Genomic DNA, 21,537 nt, shown 5'->3' on the forward strand with positions numbered 1-21,537 from the left:
GGCCATCGGCGACCTCTTGGTGGGGTTCTCCGGGCGGGGGGGGGGGGGGGCCGGGGGTCGCCCCCCCCCCCCCCGCGCTTCCGCCCCCCCCCCGCTCCACCCCCCCGCCGGGGGCCCCGCCCGCCCCCGCCCCCCCGCCGGCGTCCGCCCCCCCCCCCCCCGCCGACCCCTCAGCGCCCGCCGCGCCCGCCGGTGGCCCGACCGGCGCCTGCTGGCGCTATGCCGGCAATGTCTGGTCCCGGCTGCCCTCCGACCTGTCGCTCAACGGCTGCGTCCAGGCCCTTTTCGCCGGCCGCTGCGAGCGTCCCGGCGGCGCCACCTATGGCCGCTGGATGACCCAGACCCTGCGTCTGGTGCCGGGCAAGGTCGAGGTTTCCGGCGACAACCGCAGCTTCCGCACCCTGGCCGACCAGGGCGGCGGCTGCGCCATTCCCAGCATCGGCTAGAGCATTTTCCGATAAGTGTGACGCGGTTATCGGATCGAAAAATGCTCTAACTTTTGAACTCGTCAGAAGGCCACTCGCGCGCCGCAATCGCCCTGTGTAGTCTGTGGTCATGGTTCGCAATCTTCTCCTGCTCGGCGCCGCCCTGATCGCCCTCGGCGCCTGCGCCAAACGCACCGTCCCGCCCGGCGACGTCGGCGTCTGCTACATGGTCGCGCCCCAGAAGGACGGGTCGCTGAAGTACAACAAGCTGCCCGCGGCCCAGGCCGACCTGGAACATTGCGCCGCGGCCCTGGAGGCCATGCGCGTCCGCTTCCTCAGCCTCGGCGGCAGCCAGTACGAGATCACCGGCGCCTATCAGGGCAACTTCATCTTCCTCCAGAAGGAGGGGATCTTCACCGCCCCCTCCCTGGAGGCCCACCGCTACGTCGCCCTGGTCCGCACGGGCGACGGCCGGCTGGCGGTTCCGGGCGCCATGCCGCGCGAATAGGTGGCGCGACCCTAGGCCACGCCAATGACCTGTGGACGGTCAGCTGTGCGCCGTGAACGTAACGAGAACATTAACTTGCCCGGCTGATCCCGCTCGTCTAGCGTGCGCGCCAGGACGTGAGCGTCCGCACCTACGGAAAAGACAGGAAAAGCATCATGGCGGGCAGCGTCAACAAGGTCATTCTGGTCGGCAATCTGGGCGCCGACCCTGAAATTCGCAGTCTCGGTTCGGGCGACCGGGTCGCCAATCTGCGCATCGCCACCTCGGAAACCTGGCGCGACAAGAGCTCGGGCGAGCGCAAGGAAAAGACCGAGTGGCACCGGGTGGTGATCTTCAACGAGAACCTCGTGAAGGTGGCCGAGAACTACCTGAAGAAGGGCTCCAAGGTTTACATCGAGGGCTCGATCCAGACCCGCAAATGGGCCGACCAGTCGGGGGTGGAAAAGTTCTCCACAGAGGTCGTGCTGCAGAAGTTCCGCGGTGAACTCACCATGCTGGACGGCCGCGGCGACGCCGAGCGCGAAGAGGGCGGCGGATTCTCCAGCGGCGATCGCGGCGGCTTCTCCTCCGGGCCCCGGGCCCAGAGCTCGGCCCCGCGCGAGGACTTCTCCGCCGACCTGGACGACGAGATCCCCTTCTAGGGCCGGTAAAGTTTCGAACTATAAGAGAGCGGCCGGTTCCCCTGGGACCGGCCGTTTTTTCTTTGTCGGGGACGCCCATGTCCGCCTTCCAGGCCGCCCTTGAAGCCGGCGATCTCGCCGCCATCCGGGCCACGCCCAAGGCCGACCTGCATCTTCACGCCATCGGCAGCGGCAACCGCGACTTCCTCCGCGAGCGCACCGGACGTGACATCGCCCCTGTCGACCACGTGCTCACCTCCATGGACGACATGCACGCCTGGACCGGCGAGCATCTGGCCGCGCTGTTCCAGGGGCAGGGCAGGGCGCTGGCCTATGAGGCGACCTTCGTCCAGGCGGTCCGCGACGGCGTCACCCGGGTGGAGGTGGGCGCCGACGTCTGGGAGATCACCCACTACGACAACCAGGCCCAGCCAGTCTGGGAGATGCTGCAGGCCGCCCATGCGGCGGGCGGGCCGGATGTGGAGTGGATTCCGCAGATGGCCTTTTCGCGCCATTGCCCGTTCCGGGCGCTGGATTTCTGGATGACGCCGATGCTGGAGTTGGGGGTGTTCCAAACCCTCGACCTCTCCGGCGACGAATTCGCACAACCCATCGAGGTCTTCGCGCCCCTCTACCGCCGCGCCAAGGCCGCCGGCCTGAAGCTCAAGGCCCATGTCGGAGAGTGGGGGACCGCCGACGATGTCTGGCGAGCCGTCGAAGTGCTGGAACTGGACGAAGTGCAGCACGGCATCGCCGCGGCTGGTTCTCCCCAGGTGATGCGCGCCCTGGCCGACGCCGGCGTGCGCCTGCACATCTGCCCCACCTCCAACCTCAAGCTCGGCCGCGTGGCCCGAATGGAGGACCACCCGATCCGCGCGCTGGTGGACGCGGGTGTAAATGTCACCATCAACACCGACGACGTGCTGATCTTCGGCTCGAGCCTGTCGGAGGAATACCTCGCCCTGCACCAGGCCGGGGTGCTGACCGCCGCCGAACTGGACGCGATCCGCCTGGAGGGCCTGAGCTAGGTTTACCCTGCTGGCGCGTCTCAAGCAGGAGCCGGAGGCGCGTTAAGCCTCGGCCTCCGCGGCGGTCTCGGAGGTTTCGCGATTGGCCACCCGGATCGCGGCGGCTTCGGCGTCGTAGAAGAAGGGCAGGAAGGCGTAGCGCTTGCCCTTGGTCACCGCGGTCGCCTCGTGCAGCAGGGAGCAGGAGAAGATCACCGCCCCGCCGGTGGGCGGGCGATAGGTCTTGGGACCGAACTCGGCGAAGGTCAGGTCGCCGCCTTCGAAATCCTCGGCGTTGAGATTGATCGAGCAGGCGAACCGCCGGTGGGCGGTGCCCGGCGTGGTGTCGTCGCGGTGTGGCTTGAAATAGCCGCCGTCCTGCGCGTCGTAGCAGGCCACCATGTTGCGCTCGATATGGCTGACCTTGAACTGAAAGGCCTTCCGGATCTGGGGGAACAGGCGGTTCATCAGCGCCTGGTGCGTCTCGCGGACGAGGCCCAGGTCGGTGATCATGGTGTCGCGGCGCTTCTTGTAGTTGTCCAGCACGCCCACGGTCCTGCCGTCGATCTCGCGCATCACACCCGATGGCGTGCCGCCATCGGCTTCGTAATGGGCGATCAGCCGCCGGCAGAGGTCGCGATCGAAGATGCGCGGGGCGATCAGCACCGGGGCATGCAGCGGCACGCCCGCATGGTCCTGCGGCGCGGGTAGGGCCTGGATCAGGGCGAAGAGGTCTTCGGCCTTGTCGATGTCGGCGGTGGCCAACACGCACTCGGCCGGATCGAGCAGCACCCAGCGGGGCCGGGCCTCCCCCCCCGGCGTCAGAGCCTCGAACAGCCGGCTCACCGCGCCGTCGCGGTCCAGGAACCAGCGCAGCCCGGTCTGGTCACGGGCCATGCCGATCGCGGTCTCGTCGCGCAGCACCCCATAGGTCGAGAGCTTCACGTCGTCGAACAGCCCCCGGTGCGCGACGATCAGGCTCAGCGCCGCGCGACGGCCCTCCGGGTCGGTGGGCAGGAAGGCCAGCAGCACATAACGGCCGCCGAAGGCCGCGGAGGTATAGCGGGGATTTGTGGTCGTCGCGCAGACGAACCGCGGCGCCAGCGCGCCTACGACGATGGACATGCCGCAGGTTGCCGCCGGACGCCCGCCCTGGCAAGGCGCGGTGGACCGCAGGGCGAAGATCCTCCCCCAGGCGCTTCGCGCCGATGTGGGGGAGGTGGGTCGCCGCGCAGCGGCGAGCCGGAGGGGGATCAACGTCGTTGACCCCTACCGCCCCCAAACAAGAGTCAACGTCCCCCTCAGCCGGCCCTTCGGGCCAACAGCCCCCCAGAGGGGGAGCATCTACCGTCCAGTATCCTCGCGAGGGGCCGGCCTACCCCTTGGGAATGGCCCCACACGCCACGCGGGCGCCGGCGCCGCCGATGGGCTGGGTCGTATGGTCGTCGGCGCCTGCGTGGATCACCAGGGCCGAGCCGTCGGCGTCCATCAGGGCCGGCCTGGCGCCCTTGCCGCTGAGCGAGGTGTAGCCGGAGAACAGTTCGGCGGTCCCGGTCCCATCGGCGCCGACATAGAGGTTGGGCAGGTCGCCGGCCTCGTTGCCGTCCGGGTTCAACAGGCCGTGAACCACGGCGGCCTGGCCGTGAACATGAGCACCGGCCGACGTGAATCCGGCCGCCGAGCAGTCGCCCTTCTCGTGGAAGTGCAGCCCGTGCCAGCCCGGCGTCAGGCCCTTGGCCTCAACCTTCAGCATCACCCCGTTGGGGGCCTCGGTCAGGGTCAGGGTCCCGGCGGAGCCGCCGGTGGAATTCTTGAGATCGATCCGAAGGTTGGCGGGCGCGGCTGCCGCGATGGCGGCCGTCGCGGCCAGGCTGATGATCAGGCCGGGGAGGGCGAATTTCATACTGTCTCCATAGGCGTTTCCCAGGCTCACGAAGGTTGGCCTCGGGGGTCCTGGGATGTTAACAACTGAACTCTGATTTCCAGTCCGATTCCAACGGCGAAAAATTCCCCTTGAGCGACGACAGCACTATCCCTCCGGACGACGGCCGGCGCGGGGGCATCGCCCCTATCGCCATCGAGGACGAACTCAAGAAGTCCTACCTCGACTACGCCATGAGCGTCATCGTCAGCCGCGCGCTGCCCGACGTGCGCGACGGCCTGAAACCGGTGCACCGTCGCATCCTGTTCTCGATGAGCGAGCAGGGACATACGCCGGACCGCTCCTATGTGAAATCGGCCCGCGTCGTCGGCGACGTGATGGGTAAGTACCACCCGCACGGCGACCTCGCGATCTATGACACCCTGGTCCGCCTGGCCCAGCCGTTCTCCATGAGCCAGCTGCTGATCGACGGTCAGGGCAATTTCGGCTCGGTGGACAACGATCCCCCGGCGGCCATGCGCTACACAGAGTGCCGCCTGACCAAGGCGGCGATGGCCATCCTCGCCGACTTGGACAAGGACACCGTCGACTTCAAGGACAACTATGACGGCTCGGAGCACGAGCCCACCGTCCTGCCGTCGCGGATTCCCAACCTGCTGGTCAACGGCGGCGGCGGCATCGCCGTCGGCATGGCCACCAACATCCCGCCCCACAACCTGGGTGAGATCGTCGACGCCTGCCTGGCCTATGTGGACAATCCCGAGATCGGGCTGGACGAGCTGCTGGACATCGTTCCGGGCCCTGACTTCCCCACCGGCGGCGAGATCATCGGCCGAACCGGCGCCCGCAACGCCCTGATGACCGGCCGCGGTTCGGTGATCATGCGTGGCAAGGCGGCCATCGAAGAGGTCCGCAAGGACCGCGAAGCCATCATCATCACCGCCATCCCCTATCAGGTGAACAAGGCCGGTCTGGTGGAGCGGATCGCCGAGCTGGTGCGCGAGAAGCGCGTCGAGGGCATCGCCGACCTGCGCGACGAAAGCGACCGCCAGGGCATGCGCGTCGTCGTCGAGCTGAAGCGCGACGCCTCGGCCGACGTGGTGCTGAACCAGCTCTATCGCTTCACCCCGCTGCAGAGCTCCTTCGGCGTCAACATGCTGGCCCTGAACCGCGGCCGTCCGCAGCAGATGGGTCTGCGCGAGATGATCACGGCCTTCATCGACTTCCGCGAGGAGGTCGTGGTCCGCCGCGAGAAGTTCGAACTCTCCAAGGCCCGCGACCGCGGCCACGTCTTGGTGGGCCTGGCCATCGCCGTGGCCAATATCGACGAGTTCATCCACATCATCCGCTCGTCCAAGGACCCGGCCGAGGCCCGCGAGCGCATCGTGGCCAAGGGCTGGCCGGCGGGCGACATGATGCCCCTGGTGGACCTGATCGCCGACCCGCGCACCGTGCTGGAAGAGGGCGGCCTGATCCGCCTGACCGAGGAACAGGCCCGCGCCATCCTGGCCCTGACCCTGTCGCGCCTCACCGGCCTTGGCCGTGACGAGATCTTCGGCGAGGCCGAGAGCCTGGCCGGCGCCATCCAGGGCCACCTGTCCCTGCTGTCGTCGCGCGACAACATCATGGCCGTGGTCCGCCAGGAGCTGGTGGAGGTGCGCGCCGCCTTCGCGGTGCCGCGCCGCACTGAGATCGTCGACGGCGACGCCGACGTCGAGGACGAGGACCTGATCGCCCGCGAGGACATGGTCATCACCGTGACCCACGGCGGCTATGTGAAGCGCACTCCGCTGGTGACCTACCGGACCCAGCATCGCGGCGGCAAGGGCCGCTCGGGCATGTCCACCAAGGACGAGGATGCGGTCACCCGCGTCTTCTCGGCCAACACCCACACCCCGATGCTGTTCTTCTCCTCGGGCGGCAAGGTCTATCAGCTCAAGGTCTGGCGCCTGCCGGTGGGCACGCCCACCTCGCGCGGCAAGGCCTTCGTGAACCTGCTGCCCATAGAGCCGGGCGAGAGCATCACCTCGATCCTGCCCCTGCCCGAGGACGTGGCCACCTGGGATCAGTACGACGTCATGTTCTCCACCCGCTCCGGCGGCGTGCGGCGCAACAAGCTGTCGGACTTCATCGGCATCAAGCGCAATGGCAAGATCGCCATGAAGCTGGACGAGGGCGACCAGATCATCGGCGTCGGCGTCTGCAACGCGCAGGCCAACGACATCCTGCTCACCACCGCGCTGGGCCGCTGCATCCGCTTCGCCACCGAGGAGGTCCGGGTCTTCGCCGGCCGTGAATCCACCGGCGTGCGCGGCATCCGCCTGGCCGAGGGCGACAGCGTCATCTCCATGGCCGTGCTGCGCTCGGTCACCGCCACGCCGGCGGAACGCGCCGCCTATGTGAAGCACGCCAACGCCATGCGTCGCGCCATCAGCGGCGAGGGTGAGGACATCGAGGATGTCGCGGCGCCCGACGACGAGGAAGAGGCCGGCGACGAGGCCCTGTCTCCGGACCGCATCGCGGCCCTGGGCGCGGCCGAGGAATTCATCCTCACCGTCTCCACCGAGGGCTACGGCAAGCGGACCTCGGCCTACGAGTTCCGCCGCACCGGCCGGGGAGGCCAGGGCCTGCTGGCCCAGGACCTCACCAAGAAGGGCAAGGGCGGACGTCTGGCCGCCTCCTTCCCGGTGGAGGAGTTCGACGAGATCCTGCTGGTCACCGATCAGGGCCAGTTGATCCGCACGCCCGTCGGTCAGGTCCGCGTCATCAGCCGCAACACCTCGGGCGTCACCATTTTCCGCACCGCTCAGGACGAGCACGTCGTCTCTGTCGAACGCCTGGCTGATCAGGGCGGCGGGGAGGGCGACGAGCTGGAAGTCGAGGCGCAAGCGGGGCCGGACGAAACTTAGGGCTTGCCTTCAAACGCTTGCCCGGCCAAAGCCGAAGCCAAGAACAGTTGGGGGATACAGGCGAATGGCCACCCGCGTCGGGATCTATCCGGGGACGTTCGACCCGATTCACAACGGCCATACCGACATCATCGGCCGCGCCGTGAAGTTGGTGGACAAGCTGGTGATCGGAGTGGCGATCAACGCCGGCAAGGGGCCGCTGTTCACCCTCGACGAGCGGGTCGCCATCCTGCGCGACCTGGCCTCGGGCCTGCCCAAGGACATCGAGATCGTGGTCCAGCCCTATGAGGGCCTGCTGATCCACTTCGCCCGCGAGGTCGGGGCCAGCGTCATCATCCGCGGCCTGCGCGCCGTGGCCGACTTCGAATACGAATTCCAGATGACCGCCATGAACCAGCAGCTCGACCGCGACATCGAGACCGTGTTCCTGATGGCCGACCCCCGCCACCAGGCGGTGTCCTCCAAGCTGGTCAAGGAAATCGCCATCCTCGGCGGAGAGGTGAACAAGTTCGTCAGCCCCGGCGTCCGCGAAGCCCTCCTGGCCAAGGTGGCCGCCAGGGCGAACTAGTTCGGATCCCGAACTATCCTCCAGCCTCTGGGGTACAACTTCATGCGGCGCCTGAACCTGCCCGCGCGGGGTGGCGATCTCGCCCGCGCCCCGCTAGGAGTGGGACCATGATCCGCTCCCTCCTGATCTCCTCCGCCGTTCTGGCGCTCGCCGGCTCCGCCCTCGCCGCGCCCAAGGCCAAGACCCCGGCCGCCCCCGCCGTGCCCAGCGCGCCCGGCGCGCCGACCGCCGCCGACTGGCGCACGCCCGATCCCGAGAACGTCCTGGTGATCGACACCACCAAGGGCCGCATCCTGCTGGAGCTGGCCCCCCAGCTCGCACCGGCCCACGTGGTCCGGGTCAAGGAGCTGACCCGCACGGGCCTCTATGACGGCCGCCTGTTCTTCCGGGTCATCGACGCCTTCATGGCCCAGACTGGTGACCCCCAGGACACCGGGCAGGGCGGTTCGGACAAGCCCGACCTGGAGGCCGAGTTCACCTTCCGCCGCGGTCCCGAGACCCCCTTCGTCCAGGTCGCCGACCAGACCGTGGCCGAGATCGGCTTCGTGGGCGCCCTGCCGGTCATGACCCAGAGCTCGATGCTCATGCCCATGACCAAGGATGGCAAGATCTCCGGCTGGGGTCTCTATTGCCCGGGCGTCGCGGGCATGGCGCGCGGCGAGGCCGAGGCCAGCGCCAACAGCCAGTTCTTCCTGATGCGCCAGGCCTATCCGTCCCTGGAAAAGCGCTACACCGCCTTCGGCCGGGTGATCTCGGGCCTCGAGGCGGTGCGGGCCATCAAGGTCGGCGAACCGGTGGTCGATCCCGATAAGATGTTGAAGGTCCGCGTGATGGCGGATATCCCGGCCGCCGAACGCCCGAAGGTTCGGGTGATCGATCCCGCCGGTCCCTGGTTCAAGGCCGAGATCGCCAATGTGCGCGGCGCGATGGGCGCCGATTTCACGGCCTGCGCAATTCGAATTCCCTCAGAGGTGAAGTAATGGACGCCGAAAATACCCTGATCATGACGCTGGAAAGCGGCCCGGTGACGATCAAGCTTCGCCCGGACCTCGCGCCCGGCCACGTCGAGCGGATCAAGGAACTGGCCCGCGAGGGCTTCTATGACGGCGTGGTCTTCCACCGCGTGATCCCGGGCTTCATGGCCCAGGGCGGCGACCCCACCGGCACCGGCTCGGGCGGCTCGAAGAAGCCGAACCTGACCGCCGAGTTCTCCAAGGAACCCCACGTCCGTGGCGTCTGCTCCATGGCGCGCACGAACCAGCCGAACACCGCCAACAGCCAGTTCTTCATCTGCTTTGACGACGCCAAGTTCCTGGACGGCCAGTACACCGTCTGGGGCGAAGTGACCGAGGGCATGGACCTTGTGGACGGCCTGCCCAAGGGCGAGCCGCCGCGCGCGCCCGGCAAGATCGTCTCCATGAAGGTCGCGGCCGACGCGTGACCCCCGAGCTCGAGGCGGCCTACGCCGAACCGCATAGGCGCTATCATACCCGGACCCATATCGAGCAGTGCCTGGCGCTGCTCGATCAGGTTCCCGAGTTGATGGACTCTGAGCGCGACGTGCTGACCTACGCCATCTGGTGGCACGACGCGGTCTATGACCCGACCGCCTCGGACAACGAAGCCAAGAGCGCGGAGATGGCCAAGCGCGATCTCCGCGACCTCGACGTCTCCCTGCACGCCCGTGAGGAGGTGGCCCGGCTGATCCGCCTGACCGCCGGCCACGCTGTCGAGGAAGAGGACCGGCTGGGCGAGATCGTGGTCTCCATCGACCTTGCCATCCTGGCGGCCGCGCCCCTCGACTACGACGCCTATTCTCGCCAGATCCGCGAGGAATATGCCCATGTTCCGGAGGACGCCTGGCGCGTCGGCCGGACCAAGGTGATGCAACACTTCCTGGACGCGCCGGTTATCTACCCCGACCCGGCGTTCCGCGCCCTCTTCGAGGACGTGGCGCGGGCCAATATCGCCCGGGAGATCGCCTCCCTGGCCTGAGGGATTGGGAATGGCCACAAAGCTGAAGGTCTTCGTCACCTCGGACGGCCTGGCCGACTATGTGGTGGCGGCCTCGTCACGACCCAAGGCGCTGGCCGCATGGGAAGCCCGCCAGGACCTGTTCGCCAGCGGCGCGGCCCACGAGACCGACGATCCTGAACTGATGAAGGCCGCGCTCGCCCAGCCGGGCGAAGTCCTGCGCCGTCCCGCCAAGAGCCACGTCCTGCCGGCCGCCCTGCCCAAGGTCGTCGAGCCCAAGGGGCCGTCCAAGGCGGCGCTGCGCAAGGTGGTGGAGGCCGAGCGCCACGTGGCGGAGGTCGAGGCGGCGCATCAGGCCGCCGTCGTCGCCATCGCGGCCGAGCGCGCCGCCCTGGACGCCCGCGAATCCGAGGCGCTGGAGGCCTACCAAGCCGACAGTCGCGAGGCCGAGCGCGCCCTGGCCAAGGCTCGCCGGAGCCTCTAGGGCGTCCGCGCCAGGGTGACGATCACCGGAAAATGGTCCGACCCCAGCGCTGGCCCGCGCTCGACGCTGACCGTCCGCCACTGCTTGCCCGCATAGACATGGTCGATGGGCAGGAACGGGAAGGGGACCTTGATCCGCTGGCGAGAAACTTCGCCCGCCGGCCAGGAGAACAGGGCCTTGGTTCGGCGCTCCAGCCCAAACAACCGGTCTTCCCGGCGCCGCGAGAAGGACCATGGCGTGGAGTTGAAGTCGCCGGCCAGGATCATCGCGTCCTTCGAGTAATGGTCCAGCACCCAGGCCAGGCGCCGCCCCTGCTGCTGCTGCAGCGAGCCCTGGGTCGGCCAGGTGTAGTGGGCGCCCAGCACGGTGAACTGGCCCCCGGCGTTGCGATAGGTCCCTTGCGCTATGGGTGGGCGCGGCAGGCCCGCCGGAGAGGCTGGGGCTCCGCTGTCGAGCGGCTTGAGCTTGCTGAAGATCATCACCTGGCAGTCGCCGCACACCACGTGATAGGCGCGCCGAAGCAGGATGGCGTCGCGCACGGCCGGCGAGGCCTCCTCGATCACCACGATGTCGGCGTCTTGGTCCACGATCCACTGGGCGGTTTGCGCCAGGTCGGCGTTGCGACCCCAGACGTTGAACTGGACCAGCTTGAGCTGGTTGGGCGCGCTGGCCGGCGCGCGCGGGGTCATCGGCCGGATCAGTTCGGGCAGGACCAGGGCGCCCGCCGCCATCACGCCCACGCCGCCCACCGTCAGAAACACCGTCCGCAGGGTCTTGGGCGCCAGCAGCAGGGCGTAGCCCACCACCACCAGGGCGCCCGCCAGCCAGAAGGGCGCGAAATGGGTCAGGATGTCGGCCCGCGCCGAGACGCGCCCCCCGTGCGACACCAGGGCGGCGACGGCGCAGACGAGGCCCTCGCCGAACATCAGCATGGCCAGCAGTCGGGAAATGACGATTCGGAGCAGACCCATGCCGGCCTCTAGCATGGTCTGGCGCTTGACGCGTGACGGCGCGCGTGGCCTTCACGCCTCGCCATGCAACTTGCCGACTTCGACTTCGACCTGCCCGAGGCCAACATCGCCCTGCGGCCGGTCAGCCCGCGGGATTCCGCCCGCCTGCTGCTGGTCGCGCCCCTGGCGGACCTTGCGGTCTCGGACCTCCCCGACCAGCTCCGCCGCGGCGACGTCCTGGTGCTCAACGACACCCGAGTGATCAACGCCCGCCTCAAGGGGACCCGCTACCGGGGCGAGAACCAGCAGGCCTGCGAGGCGACCCTGCACCGCCGCCTGTCCCCCAGCCGCTGGACCGCCTTCATGAAGCCCGGCAAGCGCCTGGCCGTGGGCGACCGCGTGGCCTTCGGCGAGACCCAGGATCGCGCCTGCCTGCTGGGCCAGCTCGACGCCACCATCACGGAGAAGGGGGAGGGCGGTGAACTGACCCTGTCCTTCGATCTCATGGGCCCGGACCTCGACGCCGCCATCGCCGAGCGCGGCGCCATGCCCCTGCCGCCCTACATCGCCGCCAAGCGGGAGCAGGACGCCCAGGACCGCGCCGACTATCAGACCGTCTACGCCCGCGACGACGGCTCGGTGGCCGCGCCGACGGCCGGTCTGCACTTCACCCCCGATCTGATGGCGCGCCTGCGGGACAAGGGGGTCGCCATCGAGTTTGTCACCCTGCACGTGGGGGCGGGCACCTTCCTGCCGGTGAAGACCGACGACCTCGCCGAGCACAGGATGCATGCCGAGTACGGCGAGGTGACCGCCGAAACCGCGGCCCGCCTCAACGCCGCGCGCTCGGCTGGCGGCCGCATCGTCTGCGTGGGGACTACCTCCCTGCGCCTGCTGGAAAGCGCCACCGGCGAGGACGGGGTGGTGCGCCCCTTCGCCGCCGAGACCGCCATCTTCATCACCCCGGGCTACCGCTTCCGCGCCGTGGACGGCCTGATGACCAATTTCCACCTGCCCAAGTCGACCCTGTTCATGCTGGTCTGCGCCTTCGCCGGCTACGACACGATGCATGCCGCCTACGCCCACGCCATCGCCACGGGCTACCGGTTCTATTCCTACGGCGATGCGAGCCTGCTCTGGAGGGCGAACCCTTGAGCGCCTTCCCCTTCGAGATCACCGCCACCGAGGGCAAGGCCCGGACCGGAGTGTTGAAGACCGCCCGCGGCGACATCCGCACCCCGGCCTTCATGCCGGTCGGCACGGCGGCCACCGTCAAGGCCCTGACCGTCGACCAGGTGGCGTCCACCGGCGCCGACATCATCCTGGGCAACACCTACCACCTGATGCTGCGGCCAGGCGCCGAGCGGGTGGCCCGCCTTGGCGGCCTACACAACTTCATGCGCTGGGACAAACCGATCCTCACCGACAGCGGCGGCTTCCAGGTCATGAGCCTGTCGAAGATCGCCAAGGTCACGGAGCAGTCGGTGGCGTTCCAGAGCCATATCGACGGCTCCAAGCACATCCTCACGCCGGAGCGCTCCATCGAGATCCAGGCCGACCTGCTGGGCTCCGACATCGTCATGCAGCTGGACGAGTGCGTCGCCTGGCCCGCCGAGGAGAACCGCGCGCGGGAGGCCATGCTGCTGTCGGCCCGTTGGGGCCAGCGATCCAAGGCCGCCTTCGGCGAGCGCGACCGCCAGGCCCTGTTCGGCATCCAGCAGGGCTCCACCTTCGAGCACCTGCGCAAGGAGTCCGCGGAGCGTCTCATCGAGACCGGCTTCGACGGCTACGCCCTGGGCGGCCTGGCGGTGGGCGAAGGGCACGAGGCCATGTGCGAGGTTCTGGACTACGCGCCGGCCATGCTGCCCGCCGACCGGCCTCGCTATCTGATGGGGGTCGGCAAGCCCATCGACCTGGTGGAGGCCGTCGCCCGCGGGGTCGACATGTTCGACTGCGTCCTGCCCACCCGCTCGGGCCGCCACGGCCAGGCCTGGACCTGGGAAGGGGCCCTGAACCTGAAGAACGCCCGCTTCGCCGAGGACGACACGCCGCTGGACGAGACCATCGCCTGTCCGGCCTCCAGCCACTATTCCAAGGCCTATCTGCACCACCTGGTGAAGTCCGAGGAGATCCTCGGCCAGGTCCTCCTCTCCTGGCACAACATCGCCTTCTTCCAGGCCTTGACCCAGGCGATGCGCGACGCGATTTCGCAGGGCCGGTTCGAGCAGTTCCGGAAGGACTTCAAGAGCCGGCAGCACGCGTAAGCTTTCAGGCGAAGTGGGAACCGGTTCGCCGTCCGAAAGCACGCAAGCAAGGACTCTAGCGGATCGGGTAGCGCGGCTTCAGGGTTTCGGCCATCGGCTCCTCGCGATCCACCAGGTCGTGCGACGGCCGGGCGGGCAGGGGGCAGCCACGGAATTCTCCCAGCCCCTTCAGATAGGCCCGGCGCACCGCGCCCGCGCCGATCGCCGCCGACACCAGCCCGTCGTGACGCTCGGCCCCCGACAGCTTGCGCACCCAGCCCCGGAATGGGATCAGGCCCGAGGCCGCGCCGGCCACGGCGCCCAGCGCCGCCCCGCGCCCGCGCACCATCAGGTCGTCCTCATCCTGCACCGGCTCGTCCAGGTCGGCGCCCAGGGCCCCGTTCAGGGGCAGGACCAGGCTGGTGATCCGCGCGCAGGTGGCCGGGACGGGCAGGGCATAGGGATCGGCCATGGCGTCCAGCAGCACCTGGGGGATCTTGGTGCGCAACACATTGACGTCCCGCAGCGGCGCGGCGACCGCGCTCTGCACGTTCTCGCGGTTGGCCGCCGAGCGGGTCTGAATCTGCGGCGAGCCGTCGGCCGGCGCCGTCGTGCAGGCCGCCAGCAGGGCCAGGATCGGGAGGGGAAACAGGGCCGCACGCATGCCGAGATGCTACAGCTTGGCCCCAGGCCTTGGAAAGCCCGCGCACGGCCTTGCTCAGGCAGGGGACGCGCCCTATGGTCCGCGCCGCTTCGCCCGGCGCGCTTCTGCTCGCCGCGCTAAGGGCCGGTAGCTCAGTGGTAGAGCATTCGACTTTTAATCGAATGGTCGTGGGTTCGACCCCCACCCGGCCTACCAAGCAGTCGTACGTGGTCGCGAGGTGGGAAGATGTCCTTGCACCACCGGCGTCACGACGGACTATTCTCGGGCAAGAGCCTGACCGCCGCTGTCTTCCGCCAAGGGATGAACCATGGATCTCGCCGCCCTTGTCCGCGCCGGTCGCCAAGCTGAGCTTTTCGCGGATCTAGACCCAAAGTCGCTGGCCGGCGATCACGCCGCGTCCAACAATCTGGCCCTGGTGCATCGCTGGCTCGGAAACCAGATGCTGGAGGTGGCCTATGCGCTGCGGGCCTTCCAGCAGGACCCTTCGTCCCTGGGAGGGATCAACACCCTGTTCCGCGCCCTCGGGGCCGCCGCCCAGTTCCGGGTCTTGACGAACATCTATGCCGGCCTGCCGAACAAGCGGCTGCTCAATCGCCACCAGAAGCTTCTCGTGGCGATCGCCTATCGTGAATGCAACCGTCTCGCCCAGTCCCAGGAGGTTCTCGAGGCGATCCCTGATTTCCCGCAGGAGGACGCGGTGGAGTTGGACGTGGCGATGCGGTTCGCCCAGGCCGCCTCCGACCACGCCGCGGCGCTTGCCCTGATCGACCGCGTCGAGGCCGTGGGGGGCCACGCGAGCCGGCAGCGTCTGTCCGAACGGTTCACCTCCGGCGACATGGCCGGCGCCCTGCAGGTCTATGAGGACGGCTGGCGCAGCGATCCCGCCTTGGCCGAAGACGCCAAGACCGCCCTGTTCTGCGCCGTCGCCCTGGACCGCCGCGACATTGTCGAGCGGTTGGCCCCCAGCATGGTCGGCGGGGCGCGCGAGGTGGCGAGACTCTATCTTGAGGGTGCGCGCGAGGTTGCTGTCCAGGGCGCCGCCCGCACCTACCGCTTTCCCTTCGAGCCGACGAACCTGTCGATCGCCCTGCGTCACGCCGTGGGCCAGTTCTACGAGATCCAGACCCTGCAACGCCTGGCGCACCTGCTCTCGCCGGGGGACGAGGTGGTCGACGTCGGGGCCAACATCGGCAACCACACGATCTACTTCGCCGGCGAACTCGGGTGCCGGGTGACGCCTTTTGAGTGCAATCCAAGGCTCGCGCCGCTGCTGCGCAAGGTCGTGGAGGATTCGGCTCTCACGGGCCAGGTGGACCTCCGCCATGTGGGGAAGGCGGTCTCCGACGGGCCAGGCGAGGTGTTCTTCAACCATATCCGCAACGACTACTCCAACGTCTCCAAGCAGGCCGACGGCGCCATGGTCGGCGTGCCGGCCATGGCGCTGGACAGTCTCGACCTGCCGTCCTGCCGCCTGCTCAAGGTCGATGTCGACGGGGGAGAGATCGGAGTATTGCGCGGCGCTGAGGCGTTTCTCGCCCGACATCGGCCCCTGCTGGTCATCGAGGTGATGAATTTCAATATCGCCGAGGCCCTGAGCCTCATCGACAAGGCGGGCTACGCCATGATCCGGGAAAACGCCCAGGCCAAGACCCATAGTGACTTCGTGTTCTCCCCTGTCGAACAGGGGCCGCCTGCCCTGTGAGGGGGTCGCCAACATGATGAACAGGAGATGACCAGCGCTGTTCAAAACAGGTTCAGAGGGCCGGTCGCATATTGGCGACAACGCAGAGAGCCAGCTGGCTCAAAGCTCCCTCAAAGGATGCCCCGATGAAACGCGCAATCGCCGCCGCCCTCGCTCTTTCCCTGCTGGGCGGTACGGCCGCCATGGCTCAGCCGGCGCAGTATCAGCGCGACTACCAGGGCCAGTATCAGCAAGGCTACAACGGTGGCCGCTACGACGACCGCCGTGACTACCGCTACGATGACCGTCGCGACGACCGTCGTGGCTACGGCCAGCAGCAGCGCCACTACAACGGCCAAGCCTGGCGCCGCGGCCAGCGTCTGCCGAGCCAGTATCGCAGCTCGGCCTACTACGTGAACGACTACGGCCGCTACGGCCTGCGCGCGCCGCCCCGCGGCCATCGCTGGGTCCGGGCCAACAATGACTACGTGCTGGCGGCCATCGCCACGGGCCTGATCGTTCAGGTCCTCGCCAACAGCAACAGCGGCCATAACGGCTATAACGGTTATCACCGCTAAGACAGGGTCTACCCAGTGGCGTAAGGAGCCCCGTCCTCTTCAGTGAGGGCGGGGCTTTCTTGTGGGCGATGGCCAGGCTTTCACCCGGCAGCCTCGAAAATGGATATTGGCCGTGGATTCCGGTGGTCTCGGGCCATATCCGCGGCCTGACCAACACCATGCCGTTGCATGTGGACATCCTCTACAACGAGTATGACGTCGTCGGCGCCTTCGCCGTCGCCGCCCTTCTGTGCTTCCTGGCAATCGTCACCCTTGCCTTGAAGACCCTGCTCGAGATGGTTCAGCTGCACTCCCGGCTGGCCCGTCACTGACCAAGAGACCCCATGACCATTTCCATCCGCTCGGTGGAGAAGACCTTCGGCCGCTACCCGGCCCTGAACGGGGTGAGCCTGGAGATCGCCGATGGCGAACTGCTGGCTCTGCTGGGGCCCTCCGGCTCAGGCAAGACCACCCTGCTGCGCGCCATCGCGGGGCTGGAGTTCCCCGAGAAGGGGCAGATCCTGTTCGACGACCGGGACATGACCTATGCCAGCGCGGCCGCGCGCCAGGTGGGGTTCGTCTTCCAGCAGTACGCCCTGTTCCGCCATATGACGCTGGCCAAGAACATCGCCTTCGGCCTGGACGTCCGAAAGGGCGCGGCCAAGCCTCCGAAGGCCGAGATCGACAAGCGGGTCGAGGAACTGCTGGCCCTGGTGGAGCTGCCGGGCCTGGGCAAGCGCTATCCGGCCCAGCTGTCTGGCGGCCAGCGCCAGCGGGTCGCGCTCGCCCGGGCGCTCGCGGTCAACCCCAGCGTCCTGCTGCTGGACGAGCCCTTCGGCGCCCTGGACGCCACGGTGCGCAAGTCCCTGCGCCGGGAACTGCGGCGCATCCACGACGCCACCGGCGTCACCACCATTTTCGTCACCCACGACCAGGAAGAGGCTCTGGAACTGGCCGACCGCGTGGCGATCCTCAACCACGGCGTCATCGAGCAGGTGGGCACGCCGCAGCAGGTCCATGACCATCCGGCCGGCGCCTTCGTGGCGGGCTTCGTCGGCGAGGCCAATCGCCTGGAGGGTTTGGTCAAGGGCGGGCGGTTCATCGGGGGGGAGATCGCCCTCCCGGGCCAGGGCGCCGCCGACGGCGCCGCCGTGGCCTTCGTTCGTCCCCACGACCTTATCCGCGCTCCGGCCGGCGAGGAGGCTTTCTTCATCACCACCGATCGCATAAACGTGCAGGGACCGGTGGCCAGGATCGAGGGCAGGACGCCTGGCGGTCAACGCATCGAGGCGGCGTTCGAACGCAACTCCGCCGAGGGTCTGAGGCACGGCGACAAGCTCGGCCTGACCGCCCAGAAGGCGTACATCTTCAGCGCGTAACGGCTCTGCTTCAACTTTAACGAGAGATTCATGAATTGGCGGCGTTATGCCGCGCATGGATGATCTTCTCCACTTCCTGATGACCCTGCGGACCTCGCCCCAGCGGGCGGTGCTGGTGGAGGTCGGCTTCGTGGCGGTGGGCGCCTTCCTGCTCGGATTGACCCTGTTCCGCCTGATCTAGCCGCTACTGCTGCTGTTGTTGCTGCTGGTCGTACTTCAGGGAGCCGGGCGGCCCCCGCCGGCGTCCGCCGCGGTTGAAGGACGGCTGGGCCACCCGGATGAACTCGGGTTCGGTCAGGGCCGCCTTGGCGCGGCGCACCGACACGCCCACCGCCAGCTGGCTCTCCGCCTCGCCCTTGTAGACGCCTCGCGACGGCGGGACGTCGTTGTAGTCGCGGCCCACGGCGGCGGCGATGTGGCGCTCGCCGGCCTCCACATTGTTGGTGGGGTCCAGGCCCACCCAGCGCAGGCTGGGTAGGAAGACCTCCACCCAGGCGTGGGTGGCGTCGGGGTCAGAGCGGTCGCCCCCCTTGCGGTCGGTGAACAGGTAGCCGGAAACGTAGCGGGCGGGGATGCCCCAGGACCGGCAGATGGCGATCATGATGTGGGCGAAGTCCTGGCAGACCCCGCGCTTGGCGTTCAGGGCCAGGTCGATGGGGCTCTCGGCGTCGGTGACGCCGGGCTCATAGGCGAAGGACCGGTAGATGATGGCCGACAGCTCGCGCAGGGCGCTGAGCGGATCGCGCACCCTGAGCTGGTCGATGCCGGAGTCCCTCACGAAGGCGCTGAGCGCCTGTGACTCCACCGCAAAGCCGTGATGGTGCAGGAAGTCGAAGTTCTCTCCACGGACGAAGTCGCTCTTCAGCCGGTCCCATTCTCCCAGGTCCAGGGCGTCGGGCAGCGCCGCGGTCGGCTGGGTCTCCACGGCCGAGCGCGCCAGGATGTTCAGCCGATCGTGCGGCTGCGGCACGTCGAAATGGTAGACCGCGTTGCCGAAGGCGTCGGCATAGGAGAACAGCTGGGCCGGCGGATCCAGCTCCAGCTCAAAGCTGACCAGCCGCTGGCGCGCGCCCTTGTGGGGCTGCATCCACAGCTCCATGACGCTTTCGCGCACATTGGCGGCGTAGTGGTATTGGGTGACGTGGCGGACTTCCAAAAGCATCAGGCCGGCAACCGCATCTCGAGGGAATAGGCGACGAAGGTGTCGTAGATCGCCGTGTGGATCGCTTCGCATTCGTCCAGCACGGTGGTGAGCAGGGCGCCCGCGCCGCCGAGTTCGATGTTTTCGACATCGGCGTACTGCAGGCGCGCCTTCAGGCGGCCGGCGAGGCGCTCAGGCCCGGCGTGGCCGGCGTCCACATAGCGGCTGGCGGCCGAGAGGTGCTCTTCGATCCGGGCCGTGGAGAACCGGATGGACCTCGGGAAGTCCTCGTCGAACATGAGGAATTCCAGGATCAGCTCGGGCCGGACGTCGGCGGTGTAGCGGCGCAGATAGGGCTCCAGCGCGCAGCTCATCCGCAGCAGGCTGGTGAGCGCGAAGTGGTCGGTTATCGGGCGCTTGCGGGCGTCGCCGAAGAACACCTCCAGCAGGCGGCCGATCAGCTGCGCACGTTCGAGATGGACCCCCAGCAACAGGAATCGCCAGCCCTCGCCGTGGCTCATGGTGGCGTCCGCCGCGCCCTTGAAGAGGTGCAGGTCGGCGATGATGTCGTGCAGGAAGGCCGAGGAGCCGTCGTTGAAGGCCTTGGCCGCCCCCGGCCCGGTGACCCGCAGATAGATCAGGTTCAGCCGCTCCCAGGTCTCGCTGGTGATCTGGTCGCGCACCTGGCGGGCGTTTTCGCGGGCGCGGGACAGGGAGGTGGTGATCGACCCGCCATCCTCGCGATCCAGCGCCAGGGCGCGGGCCGCGTCATAGGGCGAATTGGCCTTGGCCGGATCGTTGTCGCCCACGGCGGCGAGCACGATGCGGGCGACCTGGGTCGCGGCGTCGCTGCGGTCGAGGGTGGCGTTGAGCATCACGTCCGACAGTCGGCACATGTGCTCGGCGCGTTCCACGTAGCGGCCCATCCAGTAGAGGCTGTCGGCGACCCGGGCGAGCATCATGACTGGGCTTCCTCGGCGTCGGCGGCCAGGATCCAGGTGTCCTTGGAACCGCCGCCCTGGCTGGAATTCACCACCAGCGAGCCCTTCTTCAGGGCCACGCGGGTCAGGGCTCCGGGGGTCACGGTGATCTTCTCGCCCGACAGGATGAAGGGACGCAGGTCGACGTGGCGCGGGTCGATCTCGCCGTCGATCAGGCAGGGCGCTGTGGACAGCTGGATAGTGGGCTGGGCGATGTAGTTGCACGGGTCAGCGCGCAGGGCGTCGGCGAACTCGCTGCGCTCCTTGGCGCTGGCGTGCGGTCCGATCAGCATGCCGTAGCCGCCCGACGCGCCCACCGCCTTGACCACCAGCTTGTCGAGGTTGGCCAGCACGTGGCTGAGCTGGGCCGGTTCGCGGCAGAGGAAGGTCTCGATATTGGGCAGGATGGCGTCCTCGCCGAGGTAGTATTTGATGATCTCCGGCACATAGGCATAGACCGCCTTGTCGTCGGCGACCCCGGTGCCGGGCGCGTTGCAGATCACCACGTTGCCCGCCCGATAGGCGTTGAACAGGCCCGCCACCCCCAGCCCGGAGTCCCGGCGGAAGGTGAGGGGGTCGATGAAGTCGTCGTCCACCCGGCGGTAGATCACGTCGATCCTGCGCAGGCCCGTCGTGGTCCGCATGTAGACCATATTGTCGTGGACCACGAGGTCGCGGCCCTCCACCAGGGGCGCCCCCATCAGCCGCGCCAGATAGGCGTGCTCGTAATAGGCCGAGTTGTAGACGCCAGGCGTCAGCACCACGACCTGAGGGTTGGGCCGCCAGTCGGCCGCCATGCCCTTGAGGGTCGAGAGCAGCAGGTCGGGATAGCGGTCGACGGCGCGCACGTTCGAGGCGCGGAAGGTGCCGGGGAAGGTCCGCTTCGACGCCTCCCGGTTGGCCAGCATGTAGGAGACGCCGGAGGGGACCCGCAGATTGTCCTCCAGCACCGCGAAGGCGCCGTCCGGCTGGCGGATCAGGTCCGAGCCGCAGACATTGGCGTAGGCCTGGTGCGGCACATAGAGGTTCTGCATCTCGCGACGGTAGGACGGCGCCATCAGCACCAGCTCGCGCGGCACCACCCCATCCATCAGAATCTGCTGCTCGCCGTAGATGTCGGCTAGGAACATGTTCAGGGCCCGCAGCCGCTGGGTCAGGCCCTTCTCGATGGTCGCCCATTCCCCGGCGGGAATGATGCGCGGCAGCAGGTCGGTGGGAATGATCCGTTCGGTGGAGCTCTCGGCCCCGTAGACGGTGAAGGTGATGCCCTGCAGCAGGAAGAACCGCTCCAGCGTCCGCTGGCGCTCTGCCATGTCCTCGGAGGCCAGGGTGGCGATGCGTTCGTCGAGGCCGACGTAGTGACTGCGCACCTCACCGGCGAGAGTCAGCATCTCGTCGTAGGGGATCGCCCCGTCCGAGATCTCGATGGCGTTGGTGTCCGATCTCTTCGCCGTCGCCACGCCCCACTCCACCTCTGCGATAATCCTTCTGCTTCGCCTTGGTTCCGACCGTAGGGAGAGCCCCGGCCAAAGGGGCGGCTTTTCGGAATCGGCGGACGACGCAGG

Annotated in this window: 22 protein-coding genes, 1 tRNA gene and 2 pseudogenes; 18 read left to right on the forward strand and 7 right to left on the reverse strand. The window is 68.2% G+C overall.

Annotated features, from left to right (window positions below; translation table 11 throughout):
• From OCL97_RS19785 to OCL97_RS19800, 4 genes and pseudogenes are all read left to right on the forward strand, one after another.
• A pseudogene (locus OCL97_RS19785) lies at positions 1 to 446 on the forward strand (hypothetical protein); the annotation flags it as partial.
• A 109-nt stretch (positions 447 to 555) separates the two neighbouring features.
• On the forward strand, positions 556 to 933 hold the full coding sequence (locus OCL97_RS19790) for a hypothetical protein (RefSeq protein WP_304781620.1): 378 nt from the start codon (positions 556 to 558) through the stop codon (positions 931 to 933).
• Between the two features lie 155 nt (positions 934 to 1,088).
• A complete protein-coding gene (gene ssb / locus OCL97_RS19795) occupies positions 1,089 to 1,574 on the forward strand; it encodes a single-stranded DNA-binding protein (protein ID WP_293494873.1) in 486 nt (161 codons plus the stop codon).
• 77 nt (positions 1,575 to 1,651) lie between these two features.
• Positions 1,652 to 2,581 carry an amidohydrolase family protein gene (locus tag OCL97_RS19800; RefSeq protein ID WP_377371460.1) on the forward strand — a complete coding sequence of 310 codons (930 nt, stop codon included), beginning with the start codon at positions 1,652 to 1,654 and terminating at the stop codon, positions 2,579 to 2,581.
• Positions 2,582 to 2,623: 42 nt separating this feature from the next.
• Here OCL97_RS19800 and OCL97_RS19805 read toward each other — a convergent pair whose 3' ends face one another.
• A complete protein-coding gene (locus OCL97_RS19805; protein WP_377371461.1) occupies positions 2,624 to 3,685 on the reverse strand; it encodes a 2OG-Fe(II) oxygenase family protein in 1,062 nt (353 codons plus the stop codon).
• A 250-nt stretch (positions 3,686 to 3,935) separates the two neighbouring features.
• Positions 3,936 to 4,463, reverse strand: coding sequence for a superoxide dismutase family protein (locus OCL97_RS19810; protein ID WP_304781605.1), 528 nt, complete (start codon positions 4,461 to 4,463; stop codon positions 3,936 to 3,938).
• A 110-nt stretch (positions 4,464 to 4,573) separates the two neighbouring features.
• Between OCL97_RS19810 and gyrA the strand changes: the two genes are divergently transcribed.
• The 6 genes from gyrA (at position 4,574) to OCL97_RS19840 (ending at position 10,377) form a co-directional block, all read left to right on the forward strand.
• Positions 4,574 to 7,351 carry a DNA gyrase subunit A gene (gene gyrA, locus OCL97_RS19815; RefSeq protein ID WP_377371462.1) on the forward strand — a complete coding sequence of 926 codons (2,778 nt, stop codon included), beginning with the start codon at positions 4,574 to 4,576 and terminating at the stop codon, positions 7,349 to 7,351.
• A gap of 64 nt (positions 7,352 to 7,415) precedes the next feature.
• Positions 7,416 to 7,919, forward strand: coding sequence for a pantetheine-phosphate adenylyltransferase (gene coaD, locus OCL97_RS19820; RefSeq protein ID WP_377371463.1), 504 nt, complete (start codon positions 7,416 to 7,418; stop codon positions 7,917 to 7,919).
• A gap of 107 nt (positions 7,920 to 8,026) precedes the next feature.
• A complete protein-coding gene (locus OCL97_RS19825) occupies positions 8,027 to 8,899 on the forward strand; it encodes a peptidylprolyl isomerase (RefSeq protein WP_377371464.1) in 873 nt (290 codons plus the stop codon).
• Positions 8,899 to 9,360 carry a peptidylprolyl isomerase gene (locus tag OCL97_RS19830; protein ID WP_304781594.1) on the forward strand — a complete coding sequence of 154 codons (462 nt, stop codon included), beginning with the start codon at positions 8,899 to 8,901 and terminating at the stop codon, positions 9,358 to 9,360. Before OCL97_RS19825 ends, OCL97_RS19830 begins: the two co-directional genes overlap by 1 nt.
• A complete protein-coding gene (locus tag OCL97_RS19835; RefSeq protein ID WP_377371465.1) occupies positions 9,357 to 9,914 on the forward strand; it encodes an HD domain-containing protein in 558 nt (185 codons plus the stop codon). The genes OCL97_RS19830 and OCL97_RS19835 overlap by 4 nt, the downstream gene beginning before the upstream one ends.
• 10 nt (positions 9,915 to 9,924) lie before the next feature.
• Positions 9,925 to 10,377 carry a hypothetical protein gene (locus OCL97_RS19840; RefSeq protein ID WP_377371467.1) on the forward strand — a complete coding sequence of 151 codons (453 nt, stop codon included), beginning with the start codon at positions 9,925 to 9,927 and terminating at the stop codon, positions 10,375 to 10,377.
• Here the strand turns inward: OCL97_RS19840 and OCL97_RS19845 are convergent.
• Positions 10,374 to 11,348 (reverse strand): endonuclease/exonuclease/phosphatase family protein, encoded by a 975-nt coding sequence (locus tag OCL97_RS19845; RefSeq protein ID WP_377371468.1) that lies wholly within the window; start codon positions 11,346 to 11,348, stop codon positions 10,374 to 10,376. The two genes, OCL97_RS19840 and OCL97_RS19845, sit on opposite strands and share 4 nt — an antisense overlap.
• A gap of 63 nt (positions 11,349 to 11,411) precedes the next feature.
• Between OCL97_RS19845 and queA the strand changes: the two genes are divergently transcribed.
• Together queA and tgt are read left to right on the forward strand one after the other, a co-directional pair.
• Positions 11,412 to 12,482: a tRNA preQ1(34) S-adenosylmethionine ribosyltransferase-isomerase QueA gene (gene queA, locus OCL97_RS19850; protein WP_377371469.1), complete on the forward strand. Its 1,071-nt coding sequence runs from the start codon at positions 11,412 to 11,414 to the stop codon at positions 12,480 to 12,482.
• A complete protein-coding gene (tgt, locus tag OCL97_RS19855; protein ID WP_377371470.1) occupies positions 12,479 to 13,591 on the forward strand; it encodes a tRNA guanosine(34) transglycosylase Tgt in 1,113 nt (370 codons plus the stop codon). Before queA ends, tgt begins: the two co-directional genes overlap by 4 nt.
• 55 nt (positions 13,592 to 13,646) lie before the next feature.
• Here tgt and OCL97_RS19860 read toward each other — a convergent pair whose 3' ends face one another.
• Positions 13,647 to 14,234, reverse strand: a complete 588-nt coding sequence (locus OCL97_RS19860) for a hypothetical protein (protein WP_377371471.1) — start codon at positions 14,232 to 14,234, stop codon at positions 13,647 to 13,649.
• A gap of 120 nt (positions 14,235 to 14,354) precedes the next feature.
• Between OCL97_RS19860 and OCL97_RS19865 the strand changes: the two genes are divergently transcribed.
• The 6 genes and pseudogenes from OCL97_RS19865 (at position 14,355) to OCL97_RS19890 (ending at position 18,032) form a co-directional block, all read left to right on the forward strand.
• Positions 14,355 to 14,429: transfer RNA gene (locus OCL97_RS19865), tRNA-Lys, on the forward strand.
• A 112-nt stretch (positions 14,430 to 14,541) separates the two neighbouring features.
• Complete coding sequence (locus OCL97_RS19870) at positions 14,542 to 15,936, forward strand: FkbM family methyltransferase (RefSeq protein WP_377371472.1); 1,395 nt, start codon at positions 14,542 to 14,544, stop codon at positions 15,934 to 15,936.
• A gap of 125 nt (positions 15,937 to 16,061) precedes the next feature.
• Entirely contained in the window at positions 16,062 to 16,493 is a 432-nt protein-coding gene (locus OCL97_RS19875) for an RcnB family protein (RefSeq protein ID WP_377371473.1), read from the forward strand.
• Positions 16,494 to 16,609: 116 nt separating this feature from the next.
• A pseudogene (gene cysW, locus OCL97_RS19880) lies at positions 16,610 to 16,804 on the forward strand (sulfate/thiosulfate ABC transporter permease CysW); the annotation flags it as partial.
• A 12-nt stretch (positions 16,805 to 16,816) separates the two neighbouring features.
• Entirely contained in the window at positions 16,817 to 17,851 is a 1,035-nt protein-coding gene (locus OCL97_RS19885; RefSeq protein WP_377371474.1) for a sulfate/molybdate ABC transporter ATP-binding protein, read from the forward strand.
• Between the two features lie 55 nt (positions 17,852 to 17,906).
• Positions 17,907 to 18,032: a hypothetical protein gene (locus tag OCL97_RS19890; protein WP_304781568.1), complete on the forward strand. Its 126-nt coding sequence runs from the start codon at positions 17,907 to 17,909 to the stop codon at positions 18,030 to 18,032.
• 3 nt (positions 18,033 to 18,035) lie between these two features.
• Here OCL97_RS19890 and OCL97_RS19895 read toward each other — a convergent pair whose 3' ends face one another.
• From OCL97_RS19895 to OCL97_RS19905, 3 genes are read right to left on the reverse strand one after another with little or no spacing between them, the layout of a single operon-like run.
• On the reverse strand, positions 18,036 to 19,013 hold the full coding sequence (locus OCL97_RS19895; protein WP_377371475.1) for a transglutaminase family protein: 978 nt from the start codon (positions 19,011 to 19,013) through the stop codon (positions 18,036 to 18,038).
• Positions 19,013 to 19,954, reverse strand: a complete 942-nt coding sequence (locus OCL97_RS19900; RefSeq protein WP_377371476.1) for an alpha-E domain-containing protein — start codon at positions 19,952 to 19,954, stop codon at positions 19,013 to 19,015. The genes OCL97_RS19895 and OCL97_RS19900 overlap by 1 nt, the downstream gene beginning before the upstream one ends.
• Positions 19,951 to 21,363: a circularly permuted type 2 ATP-grasp protein gene (locus OCL97_RS19905; RefSeq protein WP_377371483.1), complete on the reverse strand. Its 1,413-nt coding sequence runs from the start codon at positions 21,361 to 21,363 to the stop codon at positions 19,951 to 19,953. Before OCL97_RS19905 ends, OCL97_RS19900 begins: the two co-directional genes overlap by 4 nt.
• Between the last annotated feature and the right edge of the window lie 174 nt (positions 21,364 to 21,537).

This window comes from Phenylobacterium ferrooxidans, assembly GCF_042714595.1.
Taxonomy (GTDB): Bacteria; Pseudomonadota; Alphaproteobacteria; order Caulobacterales; family Caulobacteraceae; genus Phenylobacterium; species Phenylobacterium ferrooxidans.